Genomic DNA, 24613 nt, shown 5'->3' on the forward strand with positions numbered 1-24613 from the left:
TCGGCCGCGAGACCTAGGTCCCGGCTGGTCCCCGGGCCCGATGTGGTCCGCGGTGGCAGGAGACTAGCGTTCCGGTTGTGCCGCAGACACCCCTTACCGCCACCCTTTCCGCAGTTGCCCCCGAGACCCCTCATCCTGTGGGGGTGAGCAATGACGAGTTCCGCGCCGCGATGTCCCGGCTGGCCGCGGGCGTGGTCCTGGTGACCGCGCACGACATCGACGACGGCCCGCGCGGCGAGGACGTCGGGATGACCGCGACGGCCTTCATGTCGGTCTCCCTCGACCCGCCCCTCGTCCTGGTCTCGCTGCGCAACGGCTCACGGATGGACGACCTCCTCGCGGAGCAGCCGCTGTGGGCGGTGTCCCTGCTGTCCGAGAGCCAGCGGCACGTCGCGGGCCGGTTCGCGATGAAGGGCCGCATCAGCGACCGCCTCCTGTTCGAGGACATCCCGTACACGAGGGGCGAGGTGAGCGGCGCCCCCTTGGTCGGCGGCGCGCTGGCGACCCTCGAATGCCGTACCGAGCAGCGCGTGGTGGCGGGCGACCACACGCTGGCCATCGGCCGCGTCCTGACGGCGAACCTGCCGAGCGCGGAGGGCGGGCCGCTGACGTACTTCCGGGGCCGGTACCGGCAGTTGGGCTGACCCCCTCCACTTCGGGGCGAACCGGACGACACAGGTCCGTTCCCCCCTGTGACACAGCTGTCACACAGGCACCTTTCCTCCCCAACACCCCCTGCATAAGCTCCCTTTACACGCCGGGCACGCCAACTTCGCCGCCCGGACACATTCCGCGTACGGCATCCACGTACGCCCATGTCCTGGGGGGGACCATGCGCAACACCCTTACGTCCGGCCGCGCTCGACGCATCGCGGCCTGCACGGCGATCGCCGTCGCGGCGGGGACGCTGCTCAGCACGCCGGCGCTGGCCGAGGACAAGGGTCCGGGGGCGCCAAAGGCGGCCACCACCAAGGCCAAGCCGCGGTTCGACTGGGACGGGGACGGGCTCGGGGAGATCGTCCGCAACGGCTCCATCGGCTACCCGGACAACTACCTCCTCCAGGCGTCGGCCAAGTCCGAGGACAAGCCCTTCCCGCTCCTCGTGGAAGCGGACCTCGTCGGCGCCCAGCAGCTGATCACGCCCGGGGACCTGAACGGCAACGGCATGTCGGAGCTCATCACCGTGTCGACCGACGGCACGCTCAAGCTCTTCGCCGACGTCAACAAGGATCCGTACTCGGCGGCATGGACCAGCACGGGCTGGAACGCCTACAACAAGATCGTCGCTGCGGGGGACCTGACCGGCGACGGCAAGAACGACCTGCTCGCCCGCACGTACAACGGCGACCTCTACCTGTTCCCGGGCACCGGCGACCTGAAGGCGCCGTTCGGCGAGCGGATCAAGGTGCCCGGCAGCTGGGGCGACTTCGACCAGATCGTCGGGGTCAGCGACTCCAACGGCGACGGCATCGGCGACGTCTACGCCCGCAACAGGACCGACGACCTCGTCTTCTTCGCCGGAACCGGCAAGGCCGAGCAGCCGTTCGCGCCGGGCGTCGAGCTGGGCGCCGGCTGGCACGCGTACAACCAGCTCCTGAGCGCCGACGACCGCGACGGCGACGGGCTCTCCGACCTGCTCGCCCGCACCCTGAACGGCGACCTCTACCTCTACCGGGCCGACGGCCGGGGCGGCTTCGCGGCCCCGGTGAAGTACCGGTCGGGCTGGAACGACGCCGACGTGCTGGCGGGCATCGGCGGCCAGGCCGCCTTCGGCAACAAGTTCCTCACCGGGCGCGACGCCGAAGGACGGATCTCAAGCCGCTACACCACGAACAACGGGCAGTTCTCGTCCCCGTCCGCCCCCGGCGCCCCGGACAGGGACACGATCGGCCACGCCAACTCGCTCGACGGAAGCGGCATCGCGACCTCGCTGGCCCTGACCGGCGGCCACCTCCTCACCTCCGGCTTCAACGGGGTGCACGGCGACCTCGGCGCGGGCTGGGACGCCTACGACTCCATCACCGGTCCCGGCGACCTGAACGGCGACGGCCACGGCGACCTGCTCGCCCGCGACAGGACCGGCGGCCTGTGGCTCTACCCGGGCGACGGCTCGGCCGTGAAGTTCGGCGACCGCATCCGGGTCGGTGACGACTGGAAGGCGTACGACAAGATCCTCGGCTCGGGCGACGTCAACGGGGACGGGCGCGCCGACGTGCTCGCCCGCACCGACGACGGCCACCTCTACCTCTTCCCGGGCACGGGCGACGGCAGCGCCCCGTTCGGCCCGCGCCAGGACCTCGGCGGCGGCTGGAACGGCTACACCATGCTGGCCACCGTGGCGGACGCGAGCGGCGACGGCACCACCGACCTGATCGCGGTCGACGCGTCCGGCCAGGCCTACCGGTACGACGGCCAGGGTGCCTACGGCGGCAAGTTCAAGCCGCGCGCCCCGCTCGGTGGCGGCTGGAACACCTACAAGGAGCTGCTCTGATCCGTCCCGCTCCAGCGTTCCTGAGGCGCTGACGGCATCGGCGTGAGGCGGCGGCGGGCGGGACGGGACGGGTTCACCAGTCCCGCCCCGCCCGCCCCTTCTTCGTCTGGGCGCGCTGCTTCTTCTCGCGCAGGCGGCGCTCGTTGATGCCGCGCGGGATCTTCGTCGCGCGGCGCGGCTTCGGCGGCGGGGCGGTGGCCTCGGCGAGCAGGGAGGCCAGGCGGACCGCGGCGGTCTCACGGTTGCGCCACTGCGAGCGGTGCTCCGAGGCGCGTACGGAGACGACGCCGCCCACCAGCCGGCTCGCGAGCCGGTCCAGCGCGCGGGACTTCCAGACCTCCGGCAGCGCCTCGGTCTTCGCCAGGTCGAAGCGGAGCTCCACCTGCGAGTCGCTGGTGTTGACGTGCTGGCCGCCGGGCCCTGACGACCTGGAGAAACGCCAGATCAGCTCGGCCTCCGGAAGGGAGACGGAGCCGCGGATGAGATAGGGCCCGGACATGACATCCATGGTGACGGGTGCGCGGCACGGCGTCACCCGCTTTTCCTCACGCTTCCCTTACGAGCGGCAGCGTCCGCCCCTGTTGTCGGCGCCTCTTGTCGGCCCCTTGGCAAAGAAAGCAAAGCGGGATGGAACCTCACGGTCCCCTGCCGACGTTATGGGGAATGACGGTAGCTTCGGGACGGCTCGAAGCCCGCACACCACGAAGAAGGGGACATCCCATGGCTGTAAGCCTGTCCAAGGGCGGCAACGTCTCGCTCACCAAGGAGGCCCCGGGCCTGACCGCCGTCACGGTCGGCCTCGGCTGGGACGTCCGCACCACCACCGGAACCGACTTCGACCTCGACGCGTCCGCCATCGCGGTGAACGGGGCGGGCAAGGTCTACTCCGACGGTCACTTCGTCTTCTTCAACAACAAGTCGACGCCGGACCAGACCATCGTCCACACCGGTGACAACACCACCGGCCAGGGCGAGGGCGACGACGAGTCGATCAACGTCAACCTGGCGGGCCTGCCCGCCGACGTCGACAAGATCGTCTTCCCGGTCTCCATCTACGACGCCGAGGCCCGCTCGCAGAACTTCGGCCAGGTGCGCAACGCCTACATCCGCATCGTCAACCAGGCCGGCGGCGCCGAGATCGCCCGCTACGACCTGAGCGAGGACGCCGCGACCGAGACCGCGATGGTCTTCGGCGAGCTGTACCGCAACGGCGCCGAGTGGAAGTTCCGCGCCGTGGGCCAGGGTTACGCCTCGGGCCTGGTCGGCATCGCGCAGGACTTCGGCGTGAGCGTCTGACGCCCCCGCCGGCACACGTGAGGTGCCCCCGGCGTTCGCGCCGGGGGCACCTTCTCGTTCACCGCCGGGGGCGCCTCATGCGCATCCGGTGTCTCAACTCCCCCTCGTACGGCTTGAATTAGTCGGTCAGCGGACACCATCGACCCAGTTTCGGACACGATCAAGCCAAATATTTGTCGGGTCTCTGTCAAGAAGTAGTCATCAGCTGGCAGTCTCCAACTCGCCCCCACGGAACGAGTGAAGGAGACCACCGAGTGCGAACCACTCTGCGTGCCGCCGCTCTTGCTGCATCCGCCGCCATGGTCGTCGTCGGCGTACAAGCCGGCTCGACCGCCGGCGCCACCGACCGCGCCGCCGGTGCCACCGCCCTGGACCTCAGCACCGCCCAGCGTGCCGACGCCCTGCGCACGGCCCAGGACGCCGCGCCCGCCACCGCCCAGGAAATCGGGCTCGGCGCCAAGGAAAAGCTCGTCGTCCGCGATGTGATCAAGGACGCCGACGGTACGGTCCACACCCGCTACGAGCGCACCCTGGACGGCCTGCCCGTCCTCGGCGGCGACCTCGTCGTGCACACCGCGAAGAACGGCACCCTCAAGGGCGTCGACAAGGCGACCGACGCGAAGATAGCCGTCGCCACCACCACCGCGCTCAAGGCCGCCCCCACCGGCTCCCGCAAGGTCGTCTGGGCCGCGGACGGCAAGCCCGTCCTCGCCTACGAGCGCACCGTCACCGGCACCCAGCCGGACGGCACCCCGAGCCGCCGCGACATCGTCACGGACGCCACCACCGGCGCCCAGCTCTACTCCCACGAGGAGATCGAGACCGGCACCGGCACCAGTGAGTACTCGGGCAAGGTCACGCTCGGCACCTCCAAGAGCGGCTCGACCTTCAGCCTCACCGACGCCACGCGCGGCGGCCACAAGACGTACGACCTGAAGGGCGGCAGCTCCGGCACCGGCACGCTCTTCACCAAGTCCACCGACACGTGGGGCGACGGCACGCCGTCCAACCGCGAGACCGCCGCCGTCGACGCCCACTACGGCGCGGCCGAGACGTGGGACTTCTACAAGACCGAGCTCGGCCGCAACGGCATCGCGGGCAACGGCAAGGCCGCCTACTCGCGGGTCCACTACGGCAACGCGTACGTCAACGCGTTCTGGGACGACAGCTGCTTCTGCATGACGTACGGCGACGGCGAGGGCAACAAGAAGCCGCTCACCGCGCTCGACGTGGCCGGTCACGAGATGAGCCACGGCCTCACCGCCGCCACCGCCAAGCTGAACTACAGCGGGGAGTCCGGCGGCCTCAACGAGGCGACCAGCGACATGTTCGGCACGTCGGTCGAGTTCTTCGCCAACAACGCCTCCGACAAGGGCGACTACCTCATCGGCGAGAAGATCGACATCAACGGCAACGGCACGCCGCTGCGCTACATGGACAAGCCCAGCAAGGACGGCGGCTCGGCCGACTACTGGTCGAGCGGCGTCGGCAACAAGGACGTGCACTACTCGTCCGGCGTCGGCAACCACTTCTTCTACCTGCTGTCCGAGGGCAGCGGCGCGAAGACGATCAACGGCGTGAACTACAACTCGCCGACCTCCGACGGCTCCAAGGTCACCGGGATCGGCCGGGTCAAGGCGTACAAGATCTGGTACAAGGCGCTCTCCACGTACATGACGTCGACCACCAACTACAAGGCCGCGCGCGCCGCGACCCTGAAGGCGGCGGGCGACCTGTACGGCACGACCAGCACCGAGTACAAGACGGTGGCGGCCGCCTGGACCGCCGTCAACGTGAAGTGACCGGCATGAAGTAGCGGGTCAACTCGCCTGGTTCTACGGGGAGTTCGGGGAGTCCGGCTTCCCGTCCCCGTAGAGCCAGGTGTCCCACACCGCCGAGAGCTTCTTGCCCGCCCCCGCGTCCATGAAGCGGGTGAACTCCTCGGTCGAGGCGTTGCCGTGCCGGTGGGTACGCACCCAGTCCTGTACGAGCGTGTAGAACTTCTCGTCGCCGACGGCCTGCCGGATCTTGTGGACGACCATGGCGCCGCGCACGTACACCGGCCGCCCGGACACCTCGGCGGCGGTCGGCGGCTCGGCCGGCGGGAACGCCCAGATCTCGTCGCCGTCGCCCTTGGCGTACTCCTCGTCGAAGTGCTGCTGCGCGCTCGGCCCGTCGTGGTCCTCGCTCCACAGCCACTCCGAGTACTGCGCGAAGCCCTCGTTCAGCCACATGCCGCGCCACGAGTCCGGGGTGACGGAATCGCCGAACCACTGGTGGGCCAGCTCGTGCACGAGGGTGCTCAGGTCGAAGTGGTCCAGCGGTATCACCGGCCGGTTCTGCGTCTCAAGGGCATAGCCCGAGGCCTTCTCCGGCGCCACGATCACGCCGGTGGACGAGAACGGGTAGGGCCCGAAGTTGTGCTCCTCCCAGGCCATGATGTCCGGGATCTGGGCGACGACATCGGCGGTCTGCTCCTTCACGCCCGGATCGACGGCGTTGTAGATCGGGATGCCGGACTTGGTCATCCCCTTGTCGTCGATCTCGTACGGCCCGATCGCGACGGTCGCGAGGTAGGTCGCCATGGGCTCCTTGACCCGCCAGCTGAACGTGCTGCGCCCCTTGTTGTGGGTGGTGGACGCCAACTCGCCGTTGGACACGGCCTGCAGACCGTCGGGCACCGTCACCTTGATGTCGTACGTGGCCTTGTCGCTCGGGTGGTTGTTGGACGGGAACCAGGCCATCGAGCCGGTCGGTTCGCCGAGCGCGAGCACGCCACCGCCGGGCGACTTCAGCCAGCCCTCCTCCGAGCCGTCGAGGTCCGTGATGGTCTTCGGGCTGCCCGAGTAGCGCACGTACGCCGTGAACGTCTTGCCCCGGGCGAGGTCTTTGTGGGGGCGCAGGGTCAGCTCGTCGCCGGCCCGGTTGACGGCGGCGGGCTCGGCGTCGACGGTGGCCTTCTCGACGTCCATGCCGGCGAAGTCGAGGTCGAAGGCGCTGAGGTCCTTGGTGGCCCGCGCGACGATGGTGGCTCCCGCCTTGAGGCGCCCGGTCGCCGGGTCGTAGTCGAGGTCCAGGCTGTAGTGCTGGACGTCGTAACCGTCGTTGCCGAGCTTGGGGAAGAGCGCGTCGCGCGAGCCGGAGGAACCCGGGGTGCCTCGCACGCCGCCGGTGCACGAGGTGACGGCGAGGGCGGTGAGCAGGGCGACGGCGGCGAGGCGGGTGCGGCGGGCGTTGCGTGCACGGTTGGCCCCGCGCCCTTTCGACGCCGCCCGCCTCTCCGGTCGTTTGTCCACGCCTGTGATCCTACGGGCGGCGGCCCCGGCTCACTTGTCGAGTGCGGCGACGCCCGCCTGGGCGAACTTCTCGTCGAGGTCGCCGCTCGGGGCACCGGCCACGCCGACGCCCGCGACCGGCGCGCCCTTCGCCTGGACGGGGGCGCCGCCCGCGAGGAACAGGGTGCCCGGGATGTCCTTCAGGTTCGGGGTCTGGGCGAGGCGCTTGGCCAGCTCGGAGGTGGGCGCGTTCCAGGAGACGGCGGTGTACGCCTTGCGCTCGGCCGACTCGGGGGACTGCGGCCCGGCGCCGTCACCGCGCAGGGTGACCAGGGTGTTGCCGTTGCGGTCGACGACGGCGACGGACACCTTCTGGTTCTCCTTCCCGGCGGCGTCGAGCGCGGCCTGGGCGGCCTTGGTGGCGGCGGCGACCGTGAGGTGGGTGGAGGTGGTGAGGTTGTGGCCGCTGGCGCTCGGGGCGGGGGCCGCGGCGCTGGCGGAGACGGCGCCGAAGGTTCCGGCGGCGGCGATGGCGAGGGCGGTGACGCCGAGGGCGAGCCTCTTGGTCCTGGTGCTCTGCGTGCTGTTGAAGTTCATGCTTCGATCCTGGGGGCGGTGGGGCCCGGGCGCGGTCGGCGTACCGGCTGCCCGCGCCGCCCGGACCGGCCGACCTTCCCGTCAGCCGATCGGTTGATGCGGGGGTGGCCGGATCGGGTCACGATGAGTGCGGGACGAGTACGTATGCGCAGGTGAGGTGGGTGGATGGGCGGCGAGGGCGAACGTGGGACGCATGGGCTCGTCGACCCGGCGGGCACCGAGCGGTGGCTGCCCGTCGTCATGCATGCCGCGTTCTTCCTGCTGCTCGGGGCCTCGCTCGCGCGGTTCCTGATCCGGCATCCCGGAGAGCCGCGTACGCCCTGGATCATCGCGCTGTCGGCCGCGCTGGCCGTGCTGTACGTGCTCGGCCCGGCGCCGGGTTCGCGGCCGACCCCGCGGCGGCTCGCGTGGCTGGGCGGGGTCGTGGCCACCTGGATGGTCCTGGTCGTGCTCGCGCCGAGCTTCGCGTGGTGCGCGGTGCCGTTGTTCTACACCGGCCTGCGCACGCTGCGGCCGCGCGCGGCGCTGGTGCTGGTCGGGGTGCTGACGGCGTTCGTCGTGACGGCCCAGGTCGAGCTGTCCCCCGACGGGTTCGACCCGAACCTGGTCCTCGCGCCGCCCGCCGTCGCGGCGATCGCGACGGCCGTGTTCGTCCAGATGCAGCGGCAGGCCGACCGCCAGCACCAACTTGCCGACCAGCAGCGGGAGTTGATCGACGACCTGTTGCGCACCCGGCGCGAGCTCGCCGCCACCGAACGCCGCGAGGGCACGCTCGCCGAGCGGCAGCGGCTCTCGATGGAGATCCACGACACCCTCGCGCAGGGCCTGTCCAGTCAGCAGATGCTGCTCCAGGCGGCCGACCGGGTGTGGGCCGCCGACCCCGGCGCGGCGCGGCGTCATGTCCGTACGGCGGAGTCCATCGCGGAGCGCAACCTCGCGGAGGCACGCCGGTTCGTCCACGATCTGGCCCCGGCGGACCTGGCGGAGGGCGGCGGCCTGGACGCGGCGCTGCGCACGCTGGCGGCGCGGGAGTCGGCGGAGTCGGGGTCGGTCGAGGTGCGCTGCCACATCGACGGCGCGCCGACCACCCCGCTGCCCGACCGCGTGGGCTCCGCCCTGCTGCGCATCGCCCAGGGCGCCCTCGCGAACGTACGGGAGCACGCGGGGGCGACGGCTGCGGCGCTGACGCTCACCTATCTGGGCGACCAGGTGGTGCTGGACATCGCGGACGACGGGCAGGGGTTCGACCCGGGGGCTCTTGGCGCGCCGGGGGCATCCGTCCCGGGCGTACGGGGCCACGGCCTGCCCGCCATGTACGCGCGGGTGCGGCAGCTCGGCGGGAGCCTGACCGTCGAATCGGCCCCCGGCGAGGGCACCGTCCTGTCCGCCGCGATCCCCCTGGAGCCCCGGCCATGACCGACCCCGTACGGATTCTGCTCTGCGACGACCACGCGGTGGTGCGCGCGGGGCTGCTCGCGCTCATCGGCAGCGAGCCGGACATCGAGGTGGCCGGGGAGGCCGGCAGCGGCGAGGAGGCGGTGGCCGCGGCGGCCAAGCTGAAGCCGGACGTAGTACTGATGGACCTCCAGCTGGGCCCCGGCATCGACGGCGTGGAGGCCACCCGGCGCATCTCCGCGACCGGGGTGCACGTCCTGGTCCTCACCACCTACGACACGGACGCCGACATCACGCGGGCGATCGCGGCGGGCGCGACCGGCTACCTCCTCAAAGCCGAACGCCCCGAGGAGCTCTTCGCCGCGATCCGGGCGGCCGCCGAGGGCCGCACCACGCTGTCCCCGCCGGTGGCCAGCCGCGTCATGAACCAGCTCCGCGGCGCCTCCCGCCCCACCCTCACACCCCGCGAACTCGACATCCTGGCCCAGCTGGCGAACGGCCTGGGCAACCGGGAAATCGCCCGCGCGCTGTTCATCAGCGAGGCGACGGTGAAGACCCATCTGGGCCGGATCTACGACAAGCTCGGGGTCGAGACGCGGGCGGGGGCGGTTTCCGTGGCCAAGGAGCGGCGGCTTCTGCCCTGACGGGGGCGGAGTGCGGGTAGCCGCGCCAGCACCCGGGGTGGCTCCCCGGGCGGGACGACCTGCGGCTCCGCCGCGTGGCTCTGGGGGGTGCGCTGGGGCTCCGCCCCAGACCCCAGAAGCCCCCCGCCCCGCCCCTTCCCGAAACCCTCCGGGGGCGAAGGTTCTGCTGCGGCCCGGTGGTCGTTCCTGGGGCTCCGCCCCAGACCCCGTTCGCGCCTTGAGGGCGCTCGTCCTCAAACTCCCCCAAGGCCTTAAGGGCCAGGGGGGACCCCCATGACGGGCTGAAATGCTCCGGTGCGGGCCAGCACCGACCCCGCTAGGGGCGCGGGGCAGTGACATTGTGCGGCTCCCCCGCGTGGGCGCGACCAGCCCCCACCGGTCCGCAGCCGAAGAATCACGCATTCAAGCCCCTCCGGCGTTTGAGGAGCAAAGGTCCGGGGACGGAGCCCCCCCCCGGGGTCAGGGCGCAGCCCAGGGCAGACACCCCCGGGGTTCAAGGGCACAGCCCAGGGCGAAGAGCCCCGGGGTTCGGGGCGGAGCCCCGTGAGGGGGTTGCGGAAGGGGTGCCCACCCCGGCCATGACACCATCGACCCGTGCTCGACATCGGCTACTCCCTATCCCGCCGCTTCCCCGACCCCACGCGGATCGACTACAGCCGCGCGGACGTCTACACCCTGCGCCACGACCTGTTCTGCGGAGACGTCTACCTCGCCGACACCAAGGCGGACCGCGAGGTGTCCACAGCCTGGGGATGGGTGCCGGTGCTCGACTTCGCGTGGGCGCTGTCCGACACCGTGGAGCTCCTGGACCGGGACCCGCTCGGCTCGCGCGCCGCGCGGCCCCAGTACGCCGAGATCGACTTCACCGAGTCGACGGACCGGATGCTCTTCGAGCGCCGCTTCGGCTGGGTGGACGTGGAGGCGGACTGGATGCCCGCCGACGAGGAGCCCCTCACGTTCTCGCACACCGAACTCCGCCGCGAGACGAGGGACTTCCTGCACGACCTGATCGCCGACCTGACCGACATGCACGAGGGCCTCGGCGACAACCCGATCGTCTGGGACCTCCAGGCTCGGTTCCCCAGGATCGGCTGACGGCCCGGCGGGGCCGACGAAGAACCGGGTCGAGCGGCGAAGCCCCCCCCGAAGCCCCCGAATCCCTCCTCAGCGAGCCCTCACGCCTCCACCCGCACCCCCACCTGCGCCGCGAACGCCGGTGCCAGGTCCAGGAGTTGGGTCGGACTGATGACCGCGCCCGCGAGCCGTTCCACCCCGCGCGCGATGTCGAGCAGGGTCGCGCCGCGCAGGTCGACGTCCTTCATCCGGGCGCCCGTGAAGTCGGCCCCGCGCAGTTCGCAGCCGTGGAACTCGACCCGCACCAGCGTGGCCCCGCCGAAGTCCGGCTCGGACAGGACGCAGCCGTCGAAGACGACGTCGCGCAGCTCGGCCTCGCGCAGGTTCAGGTAGTCGATCTTTCCGCCCTTGATCAGCACCCGTTCGAGCACCGAGCCGTGCAGTTGCACCCCGCCCATGCGGACGTCGCGGACCTCCACATCGCGCAGGCTCGCCCGCGCCAGATCCGTACCGACGCCGCGGATCCCCGAAAGCACCGAGTCGATGAAGCGGGCCCCGGTCAGCCGCGTGTCGTCCAGGCCGCAGCCGTAGAGCGCGCAGTCGAGGAAGCGCGCGCTGTGCGCCTGCTGTCCGGCCAGGTCGAGGTCCCTGAACTCAAGCCCGTCGTAATCACCCTCCGGCTCCAGCTCACCCGCGCCGAACGGCGCCAGTGGCGGCAGTCGCACCTCCGCCCTGCGGGCGCCCGCCGTAGCCGCCGTCTTCTTCGCACTCCGTGCCGCTGCCATGTCCCCATGCTGGACCATGGCACTGACAATCACCCCTGCTCGCGAACGGGGGAACCCCCAGCTCCGTAAATTCGCGGCCCGGACATGTCACATTCCGGCCGTCTGCTCCGTCCTGTTTCCGTACGCCGTGCGCATCGCGAAGGGAGACAGCAATGTCAGCAGGGCCAGCAGGGCCGGGCCGGGGCCGCACCGGCCGGATCACCGTCGTGGGCGGCGGCTTCGCCGGACTGACCGCCGCGATCACCGCCGCGGAGTCCGGCGCGGCCGTCACGCTGTACGAGGCGCACGGCGGCCTGGGCGGCCGGGCCCGTACCGCCGCGGCCCCGTACCGGACCAACGAGGGTCCGCACGCCCTCTACAACGGGGGCCCGCACTGGGCCTGGCTCAAGCAGCGCGGACTGCTCGGCCCGGTCGCGTCCGTGCGCCCGGCGGAGGCGGTACGGTTCCGCTTCCTCCGGCGCGGAACCCTGCACCGCACCCCGCCGCTCGCCCTGCTGCGCCTGGCCCGCAAGCGGCCCGAACTGGCCCCGGTGGACACCGACTTCGCGACCTGGGCCACCCAGCAGGTGGGTCATCAGGGGGCCCGCGCGGCCGCGCTCTACATAGCCGTCGCCCTCTTCCACCACGACCCGGGTTCGCTCTCCGCCCGCTTCGTGCAGGAGCGCCTGCACCGCGCGGCGGCCCTGCCGCCGGAGGCGCACTACCCGGTCGGCGGCTGGGGCGCGCTCATCGAGCGGATGGCGTCGCGCGCCTGGGACCTGGGCGTACGCATCGAAACGGACGCCCGCATCGGCGAACTCCCCCGCACCGCCGAGGGACCGGTCGTGGTGGCCACCTCCCTGGACGCGGCCCGCCGCCTCCTCGGCGACACCGGCCTCACCTGGCCGAGCGGCCGCGCCGCCCTGCTCGACCTGGCGCTCGCCGCCCACCGGGGCGACCCGTTCGTGGTCTCCGACCTGGACGCCCCCGGCTGGCTGGAACGCTTCACCGGCAACGACCCGGGCCTCGCCCCGGCCGGCGAGCACCTGTACCAGGGCCACTTCCCCATCGCCCCGGGCGAGTCGAAGGCGGCCGGAATCGAGCATGCGGAGTGCCTGTTGGACGCGGGGTTCCCGGGCTGGCGCGCCCGCGAGACGTGGCGCCGCGAGGCCGTCGCGACGGGCCGCACCGGCGCGGTCGACCCACCCGGCACGACATGGCGCGACCGCCCCGCGATCGCCCGGAGCCACGGGGTGTACCTGGCGGGCGACCAGGTGGCGGCCCCGGGAATCCTCTCGGAGGTGGCCTTCAACAGCGGGATGGAGGCGGCTTCGCTGGCGCTGAAGGAGTTGAGGCTGGCTCGGCTGGACTCCCATCGCGCCTGACGCCAACGGCAGTTCACCCGACCCGGCCGTCAAAGGAGCCTCATGGACGCTGCGCGAATATCCGCGAATCAAGCCGGACAGAACACCGGTGCCGGTCTCATCCTGGTCGTGATCCCTCCGTGATCCTGATCTGTCCGGCGTGAGAGGAACGACCATGGCCCGGCGACTGCGCATCATCGGCACCAACTCCGGCAACGACGGCTGCCCGACCCTGTACGAAGACCTGGATACCGGGGAGGTCCTCGTACAGGGTGACGTAGTGACCGGCCCCGACGACCTGGCTCAGCTCCGCAACGTCAAGCCCGGGGAAGGGGTCGTCGCGGTGCCGCGTGTGCTGCTGGCGGATTTCGCCCCGAGGGAGGCGGACAAGGTGCCGGTGATGATCGGCTTCGACGAGTTCGGAGGGATGTTCCGGACCTTCGAACACACCGCCTGGCGCCTGGAGACCCGCCGCCGCTACGAGTCGGACGAGGAGACCGAGACCTACCGCCGGTTCGTCCGGGGCGAGGACGCCGGGTGGGACCTCGACGACCCGTGGTGCGCGTCCCGGCGCGAACAGGCGGCCCTGGGCAAGCGGTTCGAGCGCGTACGCATCGTGGACGACCCGCCGACACCGGGCCAGCGGTACCTGCTCGACAACGCCCGTCGCAACAGCGCCGTGGGCGAGGACATCCGCAACCTCTGGAGGAGCGAGGCCGAGCGGCTGAGGCTCCCGGCCGAAGACTTCTGGCTCTTCGACTCACGGGTGATCGCACGCCTTCACTTCGATGACGACGACCGAATGACCGGCGTCGAACTCATCACGGACCCGGTCCAGGTGGTGCGCGCCTGCCAGGTCCGCGACGCGGCCTGGCACCACGCCGTCCCGTACGACGTGTTCGCGGGCCAGGTGCCGTCCGCCGAGTGACCACCGACTTCCAGCAGGCCAGGGCTGCCCTCGGCGCGCGGCTGCGCGAGCTGCGCGCCGAACGGGGCTTCACGGGAAGGGAGTTGGCGAGCGAACTGGGATGGCCCCAGTCCAAGGTCAGCAAACTGGAGACCGGACGCCAGACGGCGACGGCCGATGACCTGGTGGCGTGGGCACACGGCACGGGCTGCCCGCAGGCAGCCGAAGAGCTGACCTCCAGGCTTCGGAGCCTGGAGTCCCGGTCCCGCTCCTGGCGGCGCCAACTCGCCGCCGGAGACAGGCCGGTTCAGGACACGCTCACAGCCGAGTACGAGCGCTCCAGGGTCCTCCGGGCCTGGCAGGGCTCCATGGTCGTCGGCATGCTCCAGACGGCCGAGTACGCCCGTCACGTGTTCTCGCAGTACGTGGACCTTCACCGGTCGGTACGCGATGTAGAGGAAGCCGTCCGGGCCCGCGTGAAGCGCCAGGAAATGCTGTACGTGCCGGGCAGGACCTTCCACATCGTCCTGTGGGAGGCGGCCCTGCGGGCCCTGGTCTGCCCGCCTGCTGTCCTGGCCGCACAGCTCGACCGGCTCAGCGGCGTACTCGGACTCGACACCGTCTCCCTCGGCATCGTCCCGCTCGGCGCCCCGCTCGGGCTCCCGCCGGCCAACGCCTTCTGGCTCTACGACGACCGCCTGGTGATCGCGGAGGACTGGCACGCGGAGCTGTGGCTCGACGATGCCGAGACCGTCGCCGTGTACGGCCGGGTCTGGCAGGCACTCGCCGATTCGGCCGTCTACGGAGCCGACGCCCACCGCGTGATCACCCGCGCGAGACGGGCGCTGGACGCCTCCTGAGCATCGCCCCGAACCGCGTCCCGCCCCGCGCGAATCACCGCGCATCAGGGCCCACGGCCCTCGCCCGCGTTCCCTAACTTCCCTGGGACGGGCTCGGAGTGGCCGTGCTCCGTGAGCCCAGGACGCGCGAAGGGAAGGCAGGCCGATGTTCCACAAGTACCGAACCGCGATCACACGCAGCACGACCAGGAGGACCCCCTGGTGTGGGCCATCCCTCCGGCAAGCTCCAGCTCCCTGGACGCCTGGCTGTACGAAGCCAAACCCGTCCCCGGCTGCGGCGGCTGCACCGACGCCATGACCCGCCTGGAGGCCGCCATGAAGGCGGGCAACGCCACCGCCCGCTTCAACGCCTCGGCCGACGTCCGCAGCCACCCCGACCACAAGCCCGACGCCCCATGAAGAGCACGGCGCCCCGGCGAAAGGGGTTGTCGACCGGGGCGCCGCGTGTCGCCAAAAGCCTTCGGCTACGCCCCGAGGCCGGCCAGCGCCTCATCCGTGAGCCGGTACACCATCCACTCGTCCTGCGGCCGCGCCCCCAGCGACTCGTAGAACGCGATCGACGGGGTGTTCCAGTTCAGGACCGACCACTCCAGGCGCTCGTACCCCCGCGCCACGCAGATGCGGGCCAGTTCCGTCAGGAGGGCCTTGCCGTGGCCGCCGCCCCTGGCCTCGGGGCGTACGTACAGGTCCTCCAGGTAGATGCCGTGCACCCCGCGCCACGTCGAGAAGTTCAGGAACCAGAGGGAGAAACCCACCGGGCTGCCCGACTCGTCCTGCGCGATGTGCGCGAACGCGGCCGGGTGCTCGCCGAACAGGGCCTCGCGGAGCTGGTCCTCGGTGGCGCGTGCCTCGTCCAGGCACTTCTCGTAGTCGGCCAGCTCCTGGACCATCTGGTGGATCACGGGGATGTCGGAGATCGTGGCGTTGCGAATCACAGGCGGCTTCGGCACAGGCGTGGTCATGGGTGTCGTCATGGGCGGAGGGTAGGCCTCCTGCCCGGCCTCCCGCGCGACCGTTTCGCCTTGCGGACCCGCGCCACACCCGGACCCCCGGACCCCCGGACCCTCGGACCCTCGGACCCTCGGACCCTCGGACCCTCGGACCCCCGAAACAGGCCTACGGCAGGACGAAGCCGATGTTCGGGAGCCCCGGGACGGCCGGGATGCCCGACGCCGCCAGGATCGACGTGTTGAGCGCGGCTCGCGGGCGGGTCAGTTCGAAGGTCGCCGCCGCCCCGGGCCTCACCCGGTTCTCGGTCGGCAGGGTGTTCCCCGCGCCGGGGAGCCGGGCGATGACGGCGTCGGCGGTCACGGAGACCGCGATCCACTCGGCCCGGTGGTTCCGTACGTGGACCCTGACCCTTTTCCGCGGTGGCGGCGGCACGGGTGCCTGAGGGAGGCCCAGGTCCCGTACGGATGGCTGAGGGTTCAGCGGGAAGTACGTGATGCGCTGAGGGTTGCGCTGGAAGCGCCCAGGTGGCTGGGGGTTTCGCGGGAACAGCATCGGCGGCTGGGGGTTCCGGGGGAACCTCCCCAGTGGCAGGGGGTCGGGATTGCGCGTGCCGGGGCGGGCCGCCCTCGGGGGGTCGTCGGCTTCGGGCGGGAGTTCCTCCACCCGCATCTCCACCCCCGCGCACACGACCGGGTCGCCGTACTTCACACGGACGGCGAGGCGCGCCCCGCCGGTGGGCGGCCTTCCCGGCGTCGCCGGCAGGATCGGCTTCCCCGCCGTGGCGGGCTGCTCGCCGTACCTCTTGCAGAGGTACAGCACGTCGGCGTACGACTTGGTCGGCAGCGACGTCCCGTACAGCATCTCCTTCTCCAGGATCCCCCGGGCCGCCCCGATCGTCTTCCTCACGTCGGGCAGCGAGGGCACCCACAGCCAGCAGCCGGCGATGGCCACGTCCGCCACCGCCTGACGCTGCGGGGACTTCATGTGTTCCGCGATCCCGTAGGCGTGCACGAACTCGCGGCGGGCGTCGCGGATCAGTTCGCGGCGGTCCTTCCGGCTCCGCCACGCGTCGGGCAGATCGCGTACGTAGCGGCGTCCGGCGGCCATGTACTCCTCGAACTCGCGCCCCGGGATGTCACCCACCTGCCGGCTCACGAGGTCGACCTTGCGCCCCAACTCGGTGAATTTCTGGCCGAGTTGATGGACGTCCGACTCCTGCCGGGTCGACGTGGTGACCAGGACGTCCACCACCTGGGTCGCCACCCCGGCCCAGTCCGCGTTGTCCATGGGCCGGCCCTGGATCAGCTGGGCGACGACCGCGCGTGCCGCAAGCGCCCCCAGTGCGACCGCCAGCTCAATGGCCATGGCCCACCCCCCGTGGCAGATCGATGGCTTCAAGTCTAGGGAGCGGACGCATCGTTGGCCCATCCCCGGGATGCCCCGATCCGGATGGCTAGCCTCGAATGTCGGCCCCCCCGCCCGTCCCGCCGCCGTGCGTGAATCGGGGCATGAGGCCATTTCCGCCCGGCGGGCGAGTGCTCCGCCGCGTCCGGCGTTACGTCCGCAGCGCACCCGGCACCTACCTCTGGCTGGCCGCGCTGTTCGTCACGACCATCGCCATGCACCACATGTCACCGGAGTTCGAGGCGGACTTCCTGCGGCAGCGGTCCACCAACATCCACGAGCTGTCGGCCAACCCGCGCCGGGTCCTGATCGCGAGCGCCTTCTGGATCGACGGCGGCGGCTGGCTCCCGTACGCCGTGCTCTACTCCGTCTTCCACGCCCAGGCCGAACGCTGGCTCGGCACCCTGCGCTGGCTGATCGTCGCCTTCGGCACGCACGTGGCCGCCACCTTCATCAGCGAGGGCGCCCTGCTGTGGGCCGTCCGGCACGGCTACGCACCCCACTCGGCCGTCAACACCCTTGATGTGGGCGTGAGTTACGCCCTGGCGGGTGTCGTCGCCGTGCTCACGTACCGGATCGCACGGCCCTGTCGCTACCTGTACCTCGCCGCGATTCTCGTCGTCTACGGCGCTCCGCTCCTCGGCGGGCGCACCTTCACCGACCTCGGGCACTTCGCGTCCGTGCTGGTCGGCCTTGCCTGCTACCCGCTCACCCGCGGGCGGGGCGGCGCGCCCTGGAACCCGGCCGACACGCTGCGTACGGCCGGCCGGGGGATGGGGTTCTCGGGGGCGCGGGCCAAGGACCGCACCCGCTAGGAGATGCCCGCGTCCGCCAGCACCTTCTTGAACGCCTCCTCGTTGAAGATCGCCCGGCCGTCACCCGCCGGCTTCTTCCCGTCGATCAGGATCACGGGGCTGCTGTTGACGCCCGAGCTCTCGAACGCCCCCTCCGCCGCCTTCACGAAGTCCTTGTAGGTGTTCTCCCGTACCGCCTTGTCGAAGGCGGCCCCGCGCAGGCCGGGCACCTTGTCGGCGATCTTCAGGAGGTTGTCGGCGGTGAAGGCGTCGTCCGTCTCCTTCGCCGGCTGGCTCGCGAACACGGCCGCGTGGAACTCCGGGAACTTGCCCTGCTCGACCGAGGCCCGCATCGCGTTCACGGCCCGCTTCGAGCTGTCCCCGCCGAAGTTGGCGTCGAGGAACGAGGCGATCGTGTAGCGGACCTTGACCTTCTTCTCGGCGGCGAGCTTGGCGACCGCCGCGGCTCCGCCGCCCTCGTAGTGCATGCAGAACGGGCAGCGCGGGTCCTCGTACACCGTCACGGTGTGGGGCGCGTTCGGATCACCGACGACGATTTCCGCACCCTCGACCTTCGCGGGCAGCTTCGCGAGCGTGGCGGCGTCCGGGGAGGTCTTCGCGGTGAGCTCCGCCTGCGAGGACGTGCCCGAGCCCGAGTCCGAGGAGCAGGCCGCCGCCGACAGGCAGAGGGCCGTGGCCGCCGCCACCGCGACGGCGGCACGACGGAAACTGCGTACACCCATGAAGATTCAACCTTTCGGCACAAAACAGAGCAAAAAACCTAACCTTCGACACTAAACACCCCATCGCACCGCCCCGGCCGCCAAAGGTCCCGCCCCACGCCGCCATTGGTCCCACGGATTCCGCAACGGCCCTGTCACCTGCGGATTCCGTAGGTTCTCAAGGGCTGCCCGAGAGCTGTCCGAGAGCTCTCGGAGGGTGGACAGCCCGGTGACCCAGGTGTACGAACGTGCCCATGAGCACGATCAACGGCGGTATCTCCTTCTGGTACGCGACCGACGGCATCCCCACGCCCCGCGAGCCGCTGCCCGGCGACGCCGCCGCCGACGTGGTGATCGTCGGCGGCGGATACACCGGCCTGTGGACGGCGTACTACCTGAAGAAGGCGGCGCCCTTCCTCAACATCACCGTCCTGGAGTCCCGCTTCTGCGGTTACGGCGCCTCCGGCCGCAACGGCGGCTGGCTGTACAACGGCATCGCGGGCCGCGACCGGTACGCGAAGCTGCACGGCCAGGAGAGCGCGGTCCGCCTCCAGCAGGCGGTGAACGACACCGTGGGCGAGGTGGTGCGGGTCGCCGGGGAGGAAGGGATCGAGGCCGACATCCACCAAGGCGGCGTGCTCGAAGTCGCTTATACACCGGCCCAGTTGGGGCGCCTCAAGGCGTTTCACGCCGCCGAGACCGCCTTCGGCGAGAAGGACCGGGTACTGCTCGGGGCGCGCGAGACGGCGGAACGGATCCGGGTCAGCGGGGCGGTCGGGGCCACCTGGACCCCGCACGGGGCGCGCATCCACCCGGTGAAGCTGCTCAAGGGCCTCGCAGCGGCGGTCGAGGCGCTCGGGGTCACGGTGTACGAGTCGACACCGGTCACCGAGATCCGGCCCCGGCACGCCGTCACCCCGTACGGAACGGTGCGCGCGCCCTACATCCTGCGCTGCACCGAGGGGTTCACGGCCTCGCTGAAGGGGCAGCGGCGGGCCTGGCTGCCGATGAACTCCTCCATGATCACGACGGAGCCGCTCGGGCCGGAGGTGTGGGAGGCGATCGGCTGGGCGGGGCGCGAGACGCTGGGCGACATGGCGCACGCGTACATGTACGCGCAGCGCACGGCGGACGACCGCATCGCGCTGGGCGGCCGCGGCGTCCCGTACCGCTTCGGCTCACGGACGGACAACGACGGCCGCACCCAGGCGGCGACCGTCGAGGCGCTACGGGAAATCCTGGTGCGCTTCTTCCCCCAACTGGCCGGGGCCCGCGTGAGCCACGCCTGGTCGGGGGTCCTCGGCGTGCCGCGCGACTGGTGCGCCTCGGTCACCCTGGACCGTACGACGGGGCTCGGCTGGGCGGGCGGCTACGTCGGCTCGGGCGTGGCCACGGCGAACCTCGCGGCGCGTACGTTGCGGGACCTGGTGCGGCAGGACTCGGGGCAGGCGGGGGCCACTGAACTGACGGCTCTGCCGTGGGTCAACCACGAGGTGCGGCGGTGGGAGCCGGAGCCACTGCGCTGGCTGGGAGTGACGGGGATGTACGCGGCGTACCGGGCCGCGGACCGGCGGGAGCGGTTGACCCACGCGGCCACGACGGCCCACATCGCAACCCTGGCCGACCGAATCGCAGGCCGCCACTAACCACCCCCTGGGCTGCGCCCAGTCCCCTCTGCGCCGTGGCTCTGCCACGACCGGTGCCCGGCTGGTCGCGGGGTTGCCCGCGCCCCCAACCCGGCTCTCGACCTCGGGTCGTCCGTGGCTGGTCGCGCAGTTCCTCGCGCCCCTAACCCGGCTTTCGACCGCAGGCCGTGCGTGGCTGGTCGCGCAGTTCCCCGCGCCCCTAACCCGGCTCTCGACCGCGGGTCGTGGGTGGTTGCTCGCGCAGTTCCCCGCGCCCCCAAGCCCGCTCTCGACCGCAGACCGCCCGTGGCTGGGCGCGCAGTTCCTCGCGCCCCTAACCCGGCTCTCGACCGCGGGTCGTGGACGGTTGTTCGGCGCCGTTCCCGCGGCCCCCAACCCCGCCTTCGACCGCAGGCCGTGCGTGGCTGGGCGCGCAGTTCCTCGCGCCCCTAAACCCTCCCCCGACCGCGGACCGTGCGTGGTTGCTCGCGCAGTTCCCCGCGCCCCTAGCGGGGCGTTCTTGGCGGCGTGTTCATGCAGGCATCCCCGCCCACTGGGCAATGTCGATAGCGGACGTCAGCCCATATTCAGCCCGTCCGGCGTTTGAGGACGAGCGCCCTTCAGGCGCGAACGGGGTCTGGGGCGGAGCCCCAGAAGCTCCTTCAACCCCCGGCGGGTTTCGGGAAGGGGTGGGGTGGGGGCTCCCCGGGGTCTGGGGCAGAGCCCCAGGAGTCCGGCTCAGCCGAGCCACACCCCCGGAGGCCACGCGGCGGAGCCGCAGAGCGTCACAGCGGGAAGGGGCGGGGTGGGGGCCAACCCCTCAGGCCACCACAACCCCGTACTCCCCCACCAACTCCCCCAGCCCACCCCGATACCCCTTCCCACCCGGGACGAAGTCCCAGTCACCCCCCGCCCGGCGGCGGAAAGACCCGAGCACCAGGGCCGTCTCGCCCGGACGCCCGTCCGAGACAGGGAGCCGGTCCAGCTCACGCCCCGCCGCATCCCGCAGACATATCGCCGCCGAGGTGAACCCGCCCAGATCCCCGGCCGGATTCACCTCCGGATCCACCGCGGCCACCAGCACGAGCCGGTCCGCACCGGACGGCAGCGCGTCGAAGACCACCCGCACGGCCGCCCGGTCACCCCCCGCCCCCGGCCGCACCATCCGTACCGAACTCCCGGGATTCTCCGGGTTGTTGAAGAACACGAAGTGTTCCTCGGCCAGCACCCGAGACCCCCGGCACACCAACGCGCACACGTCGAGCGAGACCGCCCCGGTCCACGTCATACCGAGGATGTTGAAGTCCTCCGGAACGTCGTCCCGCGCGGCCCGCTGGGCAGGAACGGCCGCCTCCCCGGAAGCGGGCGGCTCGGCCGAGCCGGAACCGAGCCGCCCCCGCAACCCGTGCTGATGCAGCAGATCCACCAGCTCCGCCCCCGACACCAGCGTCAACGGCTTCCCCTCCGCGAAGCCGTACGACCCGGGCCCGAAGCCAGAAGTCGTCACCAGGACGCCCTTGTTGGCGCCGGCCCCCTGCACCGTGCCGTACAGATCGCGCACCGCCGTCGGCGGGACCGTGTTGCGGTAGCGCTTGACCTGGACGATGATCCGGCCGCCGCTGATCGGGTCCGGGTCGAGGGCCTCGACGTCGACGCCGCCGTCGTTGGAGCGCTGGGTGGTGAGCGCCTGCATGCCGCGAGCCCGGAACAGCTCGGCGACCAGGCCCTCGAACTCGATGGGGTCCATCGTGAACAGGTCGGGCTCCTCGCCGCCCCCGTGCGACACGACGCCCGTACCGACGTCGGCGGGCCGCCGCCCGGGGCGTACGGCAGTGCGCTGGTCGGGCCGCGCGGACAGCTGGCCGCGCAGCGCCTCCACCAGGCAGTCGACCGCGCTGACCTGCCCGAGGTTCAGCGACTCGAACGCGGCACGCGGCACGCTCACCGTCGCGAGGAAGATCTCCGCCGGACGCCCGGTGGCAGGATCCACATCGTCGACGAAGCCGTTCAGGGCGACCGACTCAAGGCAGCCGAACTCATCGGCCGCGAACACCTCGCGCAGCACGAGCAGCATGCACTGCGCGAGCGCGTCCCGGTACAGCGCCCGCCGCTGAGTGACGGGCCGGGCCGACTCCTTCTCCTGGTCCGAACTTGCCACGTAGCGAACGGACTTGACCTCGGGGACCACCTCGACCCCGGGCAGCTCCCAGTCGAGGACGAGCTGGCGCGCGCCCCGGTCGAAGGCGGCGGACACCTGCCGGGGGAAGCCCTCGGGCCAGGCGCCCGAGGAGTAGAGGGCGGCCGAGAAGTAGTCGACGGCCGCGCCCGGCTCGCCGGCCCGCAGCGCGTCCACCAGCTGGGCGAGGCCCGCGTTGTGCCCGCGCACCTCGGCGAGCTGCTCGGCGGCCCATGCGTCGTACTGCGCCCGGTACGCCGCGAGCTGCTGCACGCGGTGTGCCTCGGCGGCCTGCGCGGCCCGCCAGTCGTGCTGGTACCTGGCCTCGGCCTCCTGCTGGGCCTGCGCCCGGCGCCCGGCCGTCCAGCCGCCCTGGGCCTGATAGCGCGCCGGATCGGGCATCACCACCGGCTGCCCGAGCTGACCGGGCTCGAACGGCGCGACCTCCTCCGCCCGGGTCAGCGACGCGACCCGGAACGGCGCCGCGCGACACCCGTCCGCCAACAGCCCGCCCAGCAGGGCGACTTGCCCCTCCAACTCCTCCGTACGAAGCCGGGCGTCCGCTTCCCGCCCCTGCCGGTACACCGCCTGCTGCTCGCGCTGCATCCGCGCGAGATCACGCTCGTACGCCCGCTGCTGCCGCTGCTGCTGTACCACCGCCCGCTGCTGCGCCTCCCGCTGGCGCTGCTGCTGACGCTGCGCCTCCGCCCAGACGCCGACAAGCCCGCTGGAACGACGACTCATGCGTTGACTGCCTCTCTCCCCACACCCCGGAAAAGCAAGTGTCCCGGACCTGGCAGGCCCGGGACGCTGTGTTGCGCTGTGTTGCGGCAGAGCCCCCTGTCGGGTTCGAACCGACGACCCCCGCTTTACAAGAGCGGTGCTCTGGCCAACTGAGCTAAGGAGGCAACCCGTGAAGTGTAACCAACGCTCGCGCGGGCGCGGCGGGGAATTGCGGTGGGGCGGGGCGCGAGGGGCCAGGCCCCGGGAATTCGGTGGGGCCGGACTGCTGACAGGACGGGCATCCCCAGGTAGCGTCCTGACCCAGTCCACTCAGGTGGACTAAACCACTTCTCCCTCTACTCGGATCGTCCGGCACGTTCCTGCCGGTGAAGGGACACATCAGTCATGGCCACTGTCACGTTCGACAAGGCGACCCGGATCTACCCGGGCTCCACCAAGCCCGCGGTCGACGGTCTGGAGATCGAGATCGAGGACGGCGAGTTCCTCGTCCTCGTCGGCCCCTCGGGCTGCGGAAAGTCCACCTCGCTGCGCATGCTCGCGGGCCTGGAGGACGTCAATGGCGGAGCGATCCGCATCGGCGAGCGTGACGTCACGCACCTGCCGCCCAAGGACCGGGACATCGCGATGGTGTTCCAGAACTACGCGCTGTACCCGCACATGACCGTCGCCGACAACATGGGCTTCGCCCTCAAGATCGCCGGCGTGAACAAGGCGGAGATCCGGAAGAAGGTCGAGGAGGCCGCCAAGATCCTCGACCTGAGTGAGTACCTGGACCGCAAGCCCAAGGCGCTCTCCGGCGGTCAGCGCCAGCGCGTCGCGATGGGCCGCGCCATCGTGCGCGAGCCGCAGGTCTTCCTCATGGACGAGCCGCTGTCCAACCTGGACGCCAAGCTCCGCGTCTCCACCCGTACACAGATCGCCTCGCTCCAGCGCCGGCTCGGCATCACCACCGTGTACGTCACGCACGACCAGGTCGAGGCCATGACGATGGGCGACCGCGTGGCCGTCCTCAAGGACGGTCTGCTCCAGCAGATCGACTCGCCGCGCAACATGTACGACCGTCCGGTCAACCTCTTCGTCGCCGGCTTCATCGGCTCGCCCGCCATGAACCTGGTCGAGGTGCCGATCACCGACGGCGGCGTGAAGTTCGGCAACAGCGTGGTGCCGGTCAGCCGCGAGGCGCTGTCCGCCGCGGCCGACCGGGGCGACCGCACGGTCACCGTCGGCGTCCGCCCCGAGCACTTCGACATCGTCGAGCAGAACGGCGGCGCCGCGAAGACCCTCAGCAAGGAGTCCGCGGACGCCCCGGCCGGTCTCGCCGTCACCGTCAACGTCGTCGAGGAGCTCGGCGCCGACGGTTATGTGTACGGTTCCGCCGAGGTCGGCGGCGAAGTGAAGGACCTCGTGGTCCGCGTGAACGGCCGCGCCGTCCCGGACAAGGGCACTCAGCTGCACGTCGTCCCGCGTCCGGGTGAGACCCACGTGTTCTCCACTTCGACGGGCGAGCGCCTCACCGACTGAGTACGCTAC

22 protein-coding genes and 1 tRNA gene are annotated in these 24613 nt (G+C 71.4%); 14 read left to right on the top strand and 9 right to left on the bottom strand.

Annotation, left to right across the window (positions count from 1 at the left end):
* Positions 1–77: 77 nt before the first annotated feature.
* Together OHA17_RS18220 and OHA17_RS18225 are read left to right on the top strand one after the other, a co-directional pair.
* Entirely contained in the window at positions 78–644 is a 567-nt protein-coding gene (locus tag OHA17_RS18220) for a flavin reductase family protein (RefSeq protein WP_406507494.1), read from the top strand.
* Between the two features lie 188 nt (positions 645–832).
* Entirely contained in the window at positions 833–2491 is a 1659-nt protein-coding gene (locus OHA17_RS18225) for an FG-GAP repeat domain-containing protein (RefSeq protein ID WP_406507495.1), read from the top strand.
* A gap of 73 nt (positions 2492–2564) precedes the next feature.
* On the opposite strand, the gene arfB is transcribed toward OHA17_RS18225, so the two are convergent.
* Positions 2565–2999 (bottom strand): alternative ribosome rescue aminoacyl-tRNA hydrolase ArfB, encoded by a 435-nt coding sequence (gene arfB, locus OHA17_RS18230; RefSeq protein WP_406510752.1) that lies wholly within the window; start codon positions 2997–2999, stop codon positions 2565–2567.
* A gap of 212 nt (positions 3000–3211) precedes the next feature.
* Between arfB and OHA17_RS18235 the strand changes: the two genes are divergently transcribed.
* On the top strand, positions 3212–3787 hold the full coding sequence (locus OHA17_RS18235) for a TerD family protein (RefSeq protein WP_406507496.1): 576 nt from the start codon (positions 3212–3214) through the stop codon (positions 3785–3787).
* 299 nt (positions 3788–4086) lie between these two features.
* Positions 4087–5589, top strand: coding sequence for a M4 family metallopeptidase (locus OHA17_RS18240; protein ID WP_406510753.1), 1503 nt, complete (start codon positions 4087–4089; stop codon positions 5587–5589).
* A 33-nt stretch (positions 5590–5622) separates the two neighbouring features.
* Here the strand turns inward: OHA17_RS18240 and OHA17_RS18245 are convergent, their stop codons facing one another.
* Both OHA17_RS18245 and OHA17_RS18250 read right to left on the bottom strand, forming a co-directional pair.
* Entirely contained in the window at positions 5623–7083 is a 1461-nt protein-coding gene (locus OHA17_RS18245) for a M1 family metallopeptidase (RefSeq protein WP_406507497.1), read from the bottom strand.
* Between the two features lie 30 nt (positions 7084–7113).
* A complete protein-coding gene (locus tag OHA17_RS18250; RefSeq protein ID WP_406507498.1) occupies positions 7114–7659 on the bottom strand; it encodes a heme-binding protein in 546 nt (181 codons plus the stop codon).
* A gap of 165 nt (positions 7660–7824) precedes the next feature.
* Between OHA17_RS18250 and OHA17_RS18255 the strand changes: the two genes are divergently transcribed.
* The 3 genes from OHA17_RS18255 to OHA17_RS18265 all read left to right on the top strand — a co-directional run bounded on the left by OHA17_RS18255 (position 7825) and on the right by OHA17_RS18265 (position 10793).
* Positions 7825–9075, top strand: a complete 1251-nt coding sequence (locus OHA17_RS18255) for a sensor histidine kinase (protein ID WP_406507499.1) — start codon at positions 7825–7827, stop codon at positions 9073–9075.
* Positions 9072–9698: a response regulator transcription factor gene (locus tag OHA17_RS18260; protein WP_053728166.1), complete on the top strand. Its 627-nt coding sequence runs from the start codon at positions 9072–9074 to the stop codon at positions 9696–9698. The genes OHA17_RS18255 and OHA17_RS18260 overlap by 4 nt, the downstream gene beginning before the upstream one ends.
* A 594-nt stretch (positions 9699–10292) precedes the next feature.
* Positions 10293–10793 (top strand): hypothetical protein, encoded by a 501-nt coding sequence (locus tag OHA17_RS18265; protein ID WP_406507500.1) that lies wholly within the window; start codon positions 10293–10295, stop codon positions 10791–10793.
* 80 nt (positions 10794–10873) lie between these two features.
* Here OHA17_RS18265 and OHA17_RS18270 read toward each other — a convergent pair whose 3' ends face one another.
* Positions 10874–11557: a pentapeptide repeat-containing protein gene (locus tag OHA17_RS18270; RefSeq protein WP_234392206.1), complete on the bottom strand. Its 684-nt coding sequence runs from the start codon at positions 11555–11557 to the stop codon at positions 10874–10876.
* A gap of 152 nt (positions 11558–11709) precedes the next feature.
* On the opposite strand from OHA17_RS18270, the gene OHA17_RS18275 reads away from it, so the two are divergent.
* The 4 genes from OHA17_RS18275 (at position 11710) to OHA17_RS18290 (ending at position 15066) form a co-directional block, all read left to right on the top strand.
* On the top strand, positions 11710–12921 hold the full coding sequence (locus tag OHA17_RS18275; protein ID WP_406507501.1) for an NAD(P)-binding protein: 1212 nt from the start codon (positions 11710–11712) through the stop codon (positions 12919–12921).
* Positions 12922–13075: 154 nt separating this feature from the next.
* Positions 13076–13828, top strand: a complete 753-nt coding sequence (locus tag OHA17_RS18280) for a DUF6879 family protein (protein WP_406507502.1) — start codon at positions 13076–13078, stop codon at positions 13826–13828.
* Complete coding sequence (locus tag OHA17_RS18285) at positions 13825–14667, top strand: helix-turn-helix domain-containing protein (protein ID WP_406507503.1); 843 nt, start codon at positions 13825–13827, stop codon at positions 14665–14667. Before OHA17_RS18280 ends, OHA17_RS18285 begins: the two co-directional genes overlap by 4 nt.
* A 201-nt stretch (positions 14668–14868) precedes the next feature.
* On the top strand, positions 14869–15066 hold the full coding sequence (locus tag OHA17_RS18290; protein WP_406507504.1) for a hypothetical protein: 198 nt from the start codon (positions 14869–14871) through the stop codon (positions 15064–15066).
* Positions 15067–15131: 65 nt separating this feature from the next.
* On the opposite strand, the gene OHA17_RS18295 is transcribed toward OHA17_RS18290, so the two are convergent.
* Both OHA17_RS18295 and OHA17_RS18300 read right to left on the bottom strand, forming a co-directional pair.
* Entirely contained in the window at positions 15132–15602 is a 471-nt protein-coding gene (locus OHA17_RS18295; protein ID WP_406510754.1) for a GNAT family N-acetyltransferase, read from the bottom strand.
* Positions 15603–15783: 181 nt separating this feature from the next.
* The gene (locus OHA17_RS18300; RefSeq protein ID WP_406507505.1) at positions 15784–16983 is read right to left on the bottom strand and encodes a hypothetical protein; all 1200 of its coding nucleotides are present in this window, start codon (positions 16981–16983) and stop codon (positions 15784–15786) included.
* Positions 16984–17126: 143 nt separating this feature from the next.
* Here OHA17_RS18300 and OHA17_RS18305 point away from each other — a divergent pair, with 143 nt between their 5' ends.
* On the top strand, positions 17127–17837 hold the full coding sequence (locus OHA17_RS18305) for a rhomboid-like protein (RefSeq protein WP_406507506.1): 711 nt from the start codon (positions 17127–17129) through the stop codon (positions 17835–17837).
* Here the strand turns inward: OHA17_RS18305 and OHA17_RS18310 are convergent.
* Positions 17834–18559 carry a DsbA family protein gene (locus OHA17_RS18310; protein ID WP_406507507.1) on the bottom strand — a complete coding sequence of 242 codons (726 nt, stop codon included), beginning with the start codon at positions 18557–18559 and terminating at the stop codon, positions 17834–17836. The two genes, OHA17_RS18305 and OHA17_RS18310, sit on opposite strands and share 4 nt — an antisense overlap.
* 233 nt (positions 18560–18792) lie before the next feature.
* Between OHA17_RS18310 and OHA17_RS18315 the strand changes: the two genes are divergently transcribed.
* Positions 18793–20184, top strand: a complete 1392-nt coding sequence (locus tag OHA17_RS18315) for an NAD(P)/FAD-dependent oxidoreductase (protein ID WP_406507508.1) — start codon at positions 18793–18795, stop codon at positions 20182–20184.
* 799 nt (positions 20185–20983) lie between these two features.
* On the opposite strand, the gene OHA17_RS18320 is transcribed toward OHA17_RS18315, so the two are convergent.
* Both OHA17_RS18320 and OHA17_RS18325 read right to left on the bottom strand, forming a co-directional pair.
* A complete protein-coding gene (locus tag OHA17_RS18320; protein WP_406507509.1) occupies positions 20984–23083 on the bottom strand; it encodes a restriction endonuclease in 2100 nt (699 codons plus the stop codon).
* A gap of 90 nt (positions 23084–23173) precedes the next feature.
* Positions 23174–23247 (bottom strand) — tRNA-Thr (locus tag OHA17_RS18325).
* Between the two features lie 220 nt (positions 23248–23467).
* Here OHA17_RS18325 and OHA17_RS18330 point away from each other — a divergent pair.
* A complete protein-coding gene (locus tag OHA17_RS18330) occupies positions 23468–24604 on the top strand; it encodes an ABC transporter ATP-binding protein (protein WP_406507510.1) in 1137 nt (378 codons plus the stop codon).
* Positions 24605–24613: the final 9 nt, after the last annotated feature.

Origin of the sequence: Streptomyces sp. NBC_00212 (assembly GCF_045206365.1) — a bacterium.
Taxonomy (GTDB): domain Bacteria; phylum Actinomycetota; class Actinomycetes; order Streptomycetales; family Streptomycetaceae; genus Streptomyces.

What these genes read in the sequence shown, in the direction of transcription:
- OHA17_RS18305 (WP_406507506.1), top strand. Translation starts at nt 17,127, where the DNA reads ATGAGGCCATTTCCGCCCGGCGGGCGAGTGCTCCGCCGCGTCCGGCGT.
- OHA17_RS18260 (WP_053728166.1), top strand. Translation starts at nt 9,072, where the DNA reads ATGACCGACCCCGTACGGATTCTGCTCTGCGACGACCACGCGGTGGTG.
- OHA17_RS18330 (WP_406507510.1), top strand. Translation starts at nt 23,468, where the DNA reads ATGGCCACTGTCACGTTCGACAAGGCGACCCGGATCTACCCGGGCTCC.
- OHA17_RS18280 (WP_406507502.1), top strand. Translation starts at nt 13,076, where the DNA reads ATGGCCCGGCGACTGCGCATCATCGGCACCAACTCCGGCAACGACGGC.
- OHA17_RS18240 (WP_406510753.1), top strand. Translation starts at nt 4,087, where the DNA reads ATGGTCGTCGTCGGCGTACAAGCCGGCTCGACCGCCGGCGCCACCGAC.
- OHA17_RS18225 (WP_406507495.1), top strand. Translation starts at nt 833, where the DNA reads ATGCGCAACACCCTTACGTCCGGCCGCGCTCGACGCATCGCGGCCTGC.
- OHA17_RS18250 (WP_406507498.1), bottom strand. Translation starts at nt 7,659, where the DNA reads ATGAACTTCAACAGCACGCAGAGCACCAGGACCAAGAGGCTCGCCCTC.
- OHA17_RS18275 (WP_406507501.1), top strand. Translation starts at nt 11,710, where the DNA reads ATGTCAGCAGGGCCAGCAGGGCCGGGCCGGGGCCGCACCGGCCGGATC.
- OHA17_RS18270 (WP_234392206.1), bottom strand. Translation starts at nt 11,557, where the DNA reads ATGGCAGCGGCACGGAGTGCGAAGAAGACGGCGGCTACGGCGGGCGCC.
- OHA17_RS18310 (WP_406507507.1), bottom strand. Translation starts at nt 18,559, where the DNA reads ATGGGTGTACGCAGTTTCCGTCGTGCCGCCGTCGCGGTGGCGGCGGCC.
- arfB (WP_406510752.1), bottom strand. Translation starts at nt 2,999, where the DNA reads ATGGATGTCATGTCCGGGCCCTATCTCATCCGCGGCTCCGTCTCCCTT.
- OHA17_RS18255 (WP_406507499.1), top strand. Translation starts at nt 7,825, where the DNA reads ATGGGCGGCGAGGGCGAACGTGGGACGCATGGGCTCGTCGACCCGGCG.
- OHA17_RS18320 (WP_406507509.1), bottom strand. Translation starts at nt 23,083, where the DNA reads ATGAGTCGTCGTTCCAGCGGGCTTGTCGGCGTCTGGGCGGAGGCGCAG.
- OHA17_RS18300 (WP_406507505.1), bottom strand. Translation starts at nt 16,983, where the DNA reads ATGGCCATTGAGCTGGCGGTCGCACTGGGGGCGCTTGCGGCACGCGCG.
- OHA17_RS18235 (WP_406507496.1), top strand. Translation starts at nt 3,212, where the DNA reads ATGGCTGTAAGCCTGTCCAAGGGCGGCAACGTCTCGCTCACCAAGGAG.
- OHA17_RS18315 (WP_406507508.1), top strand. Translation starts at nt 18,793, where the DNA reads ATGAGCACGATCAACGGCGGTATCTCCTTCTGGTACGCGACCGACGGC.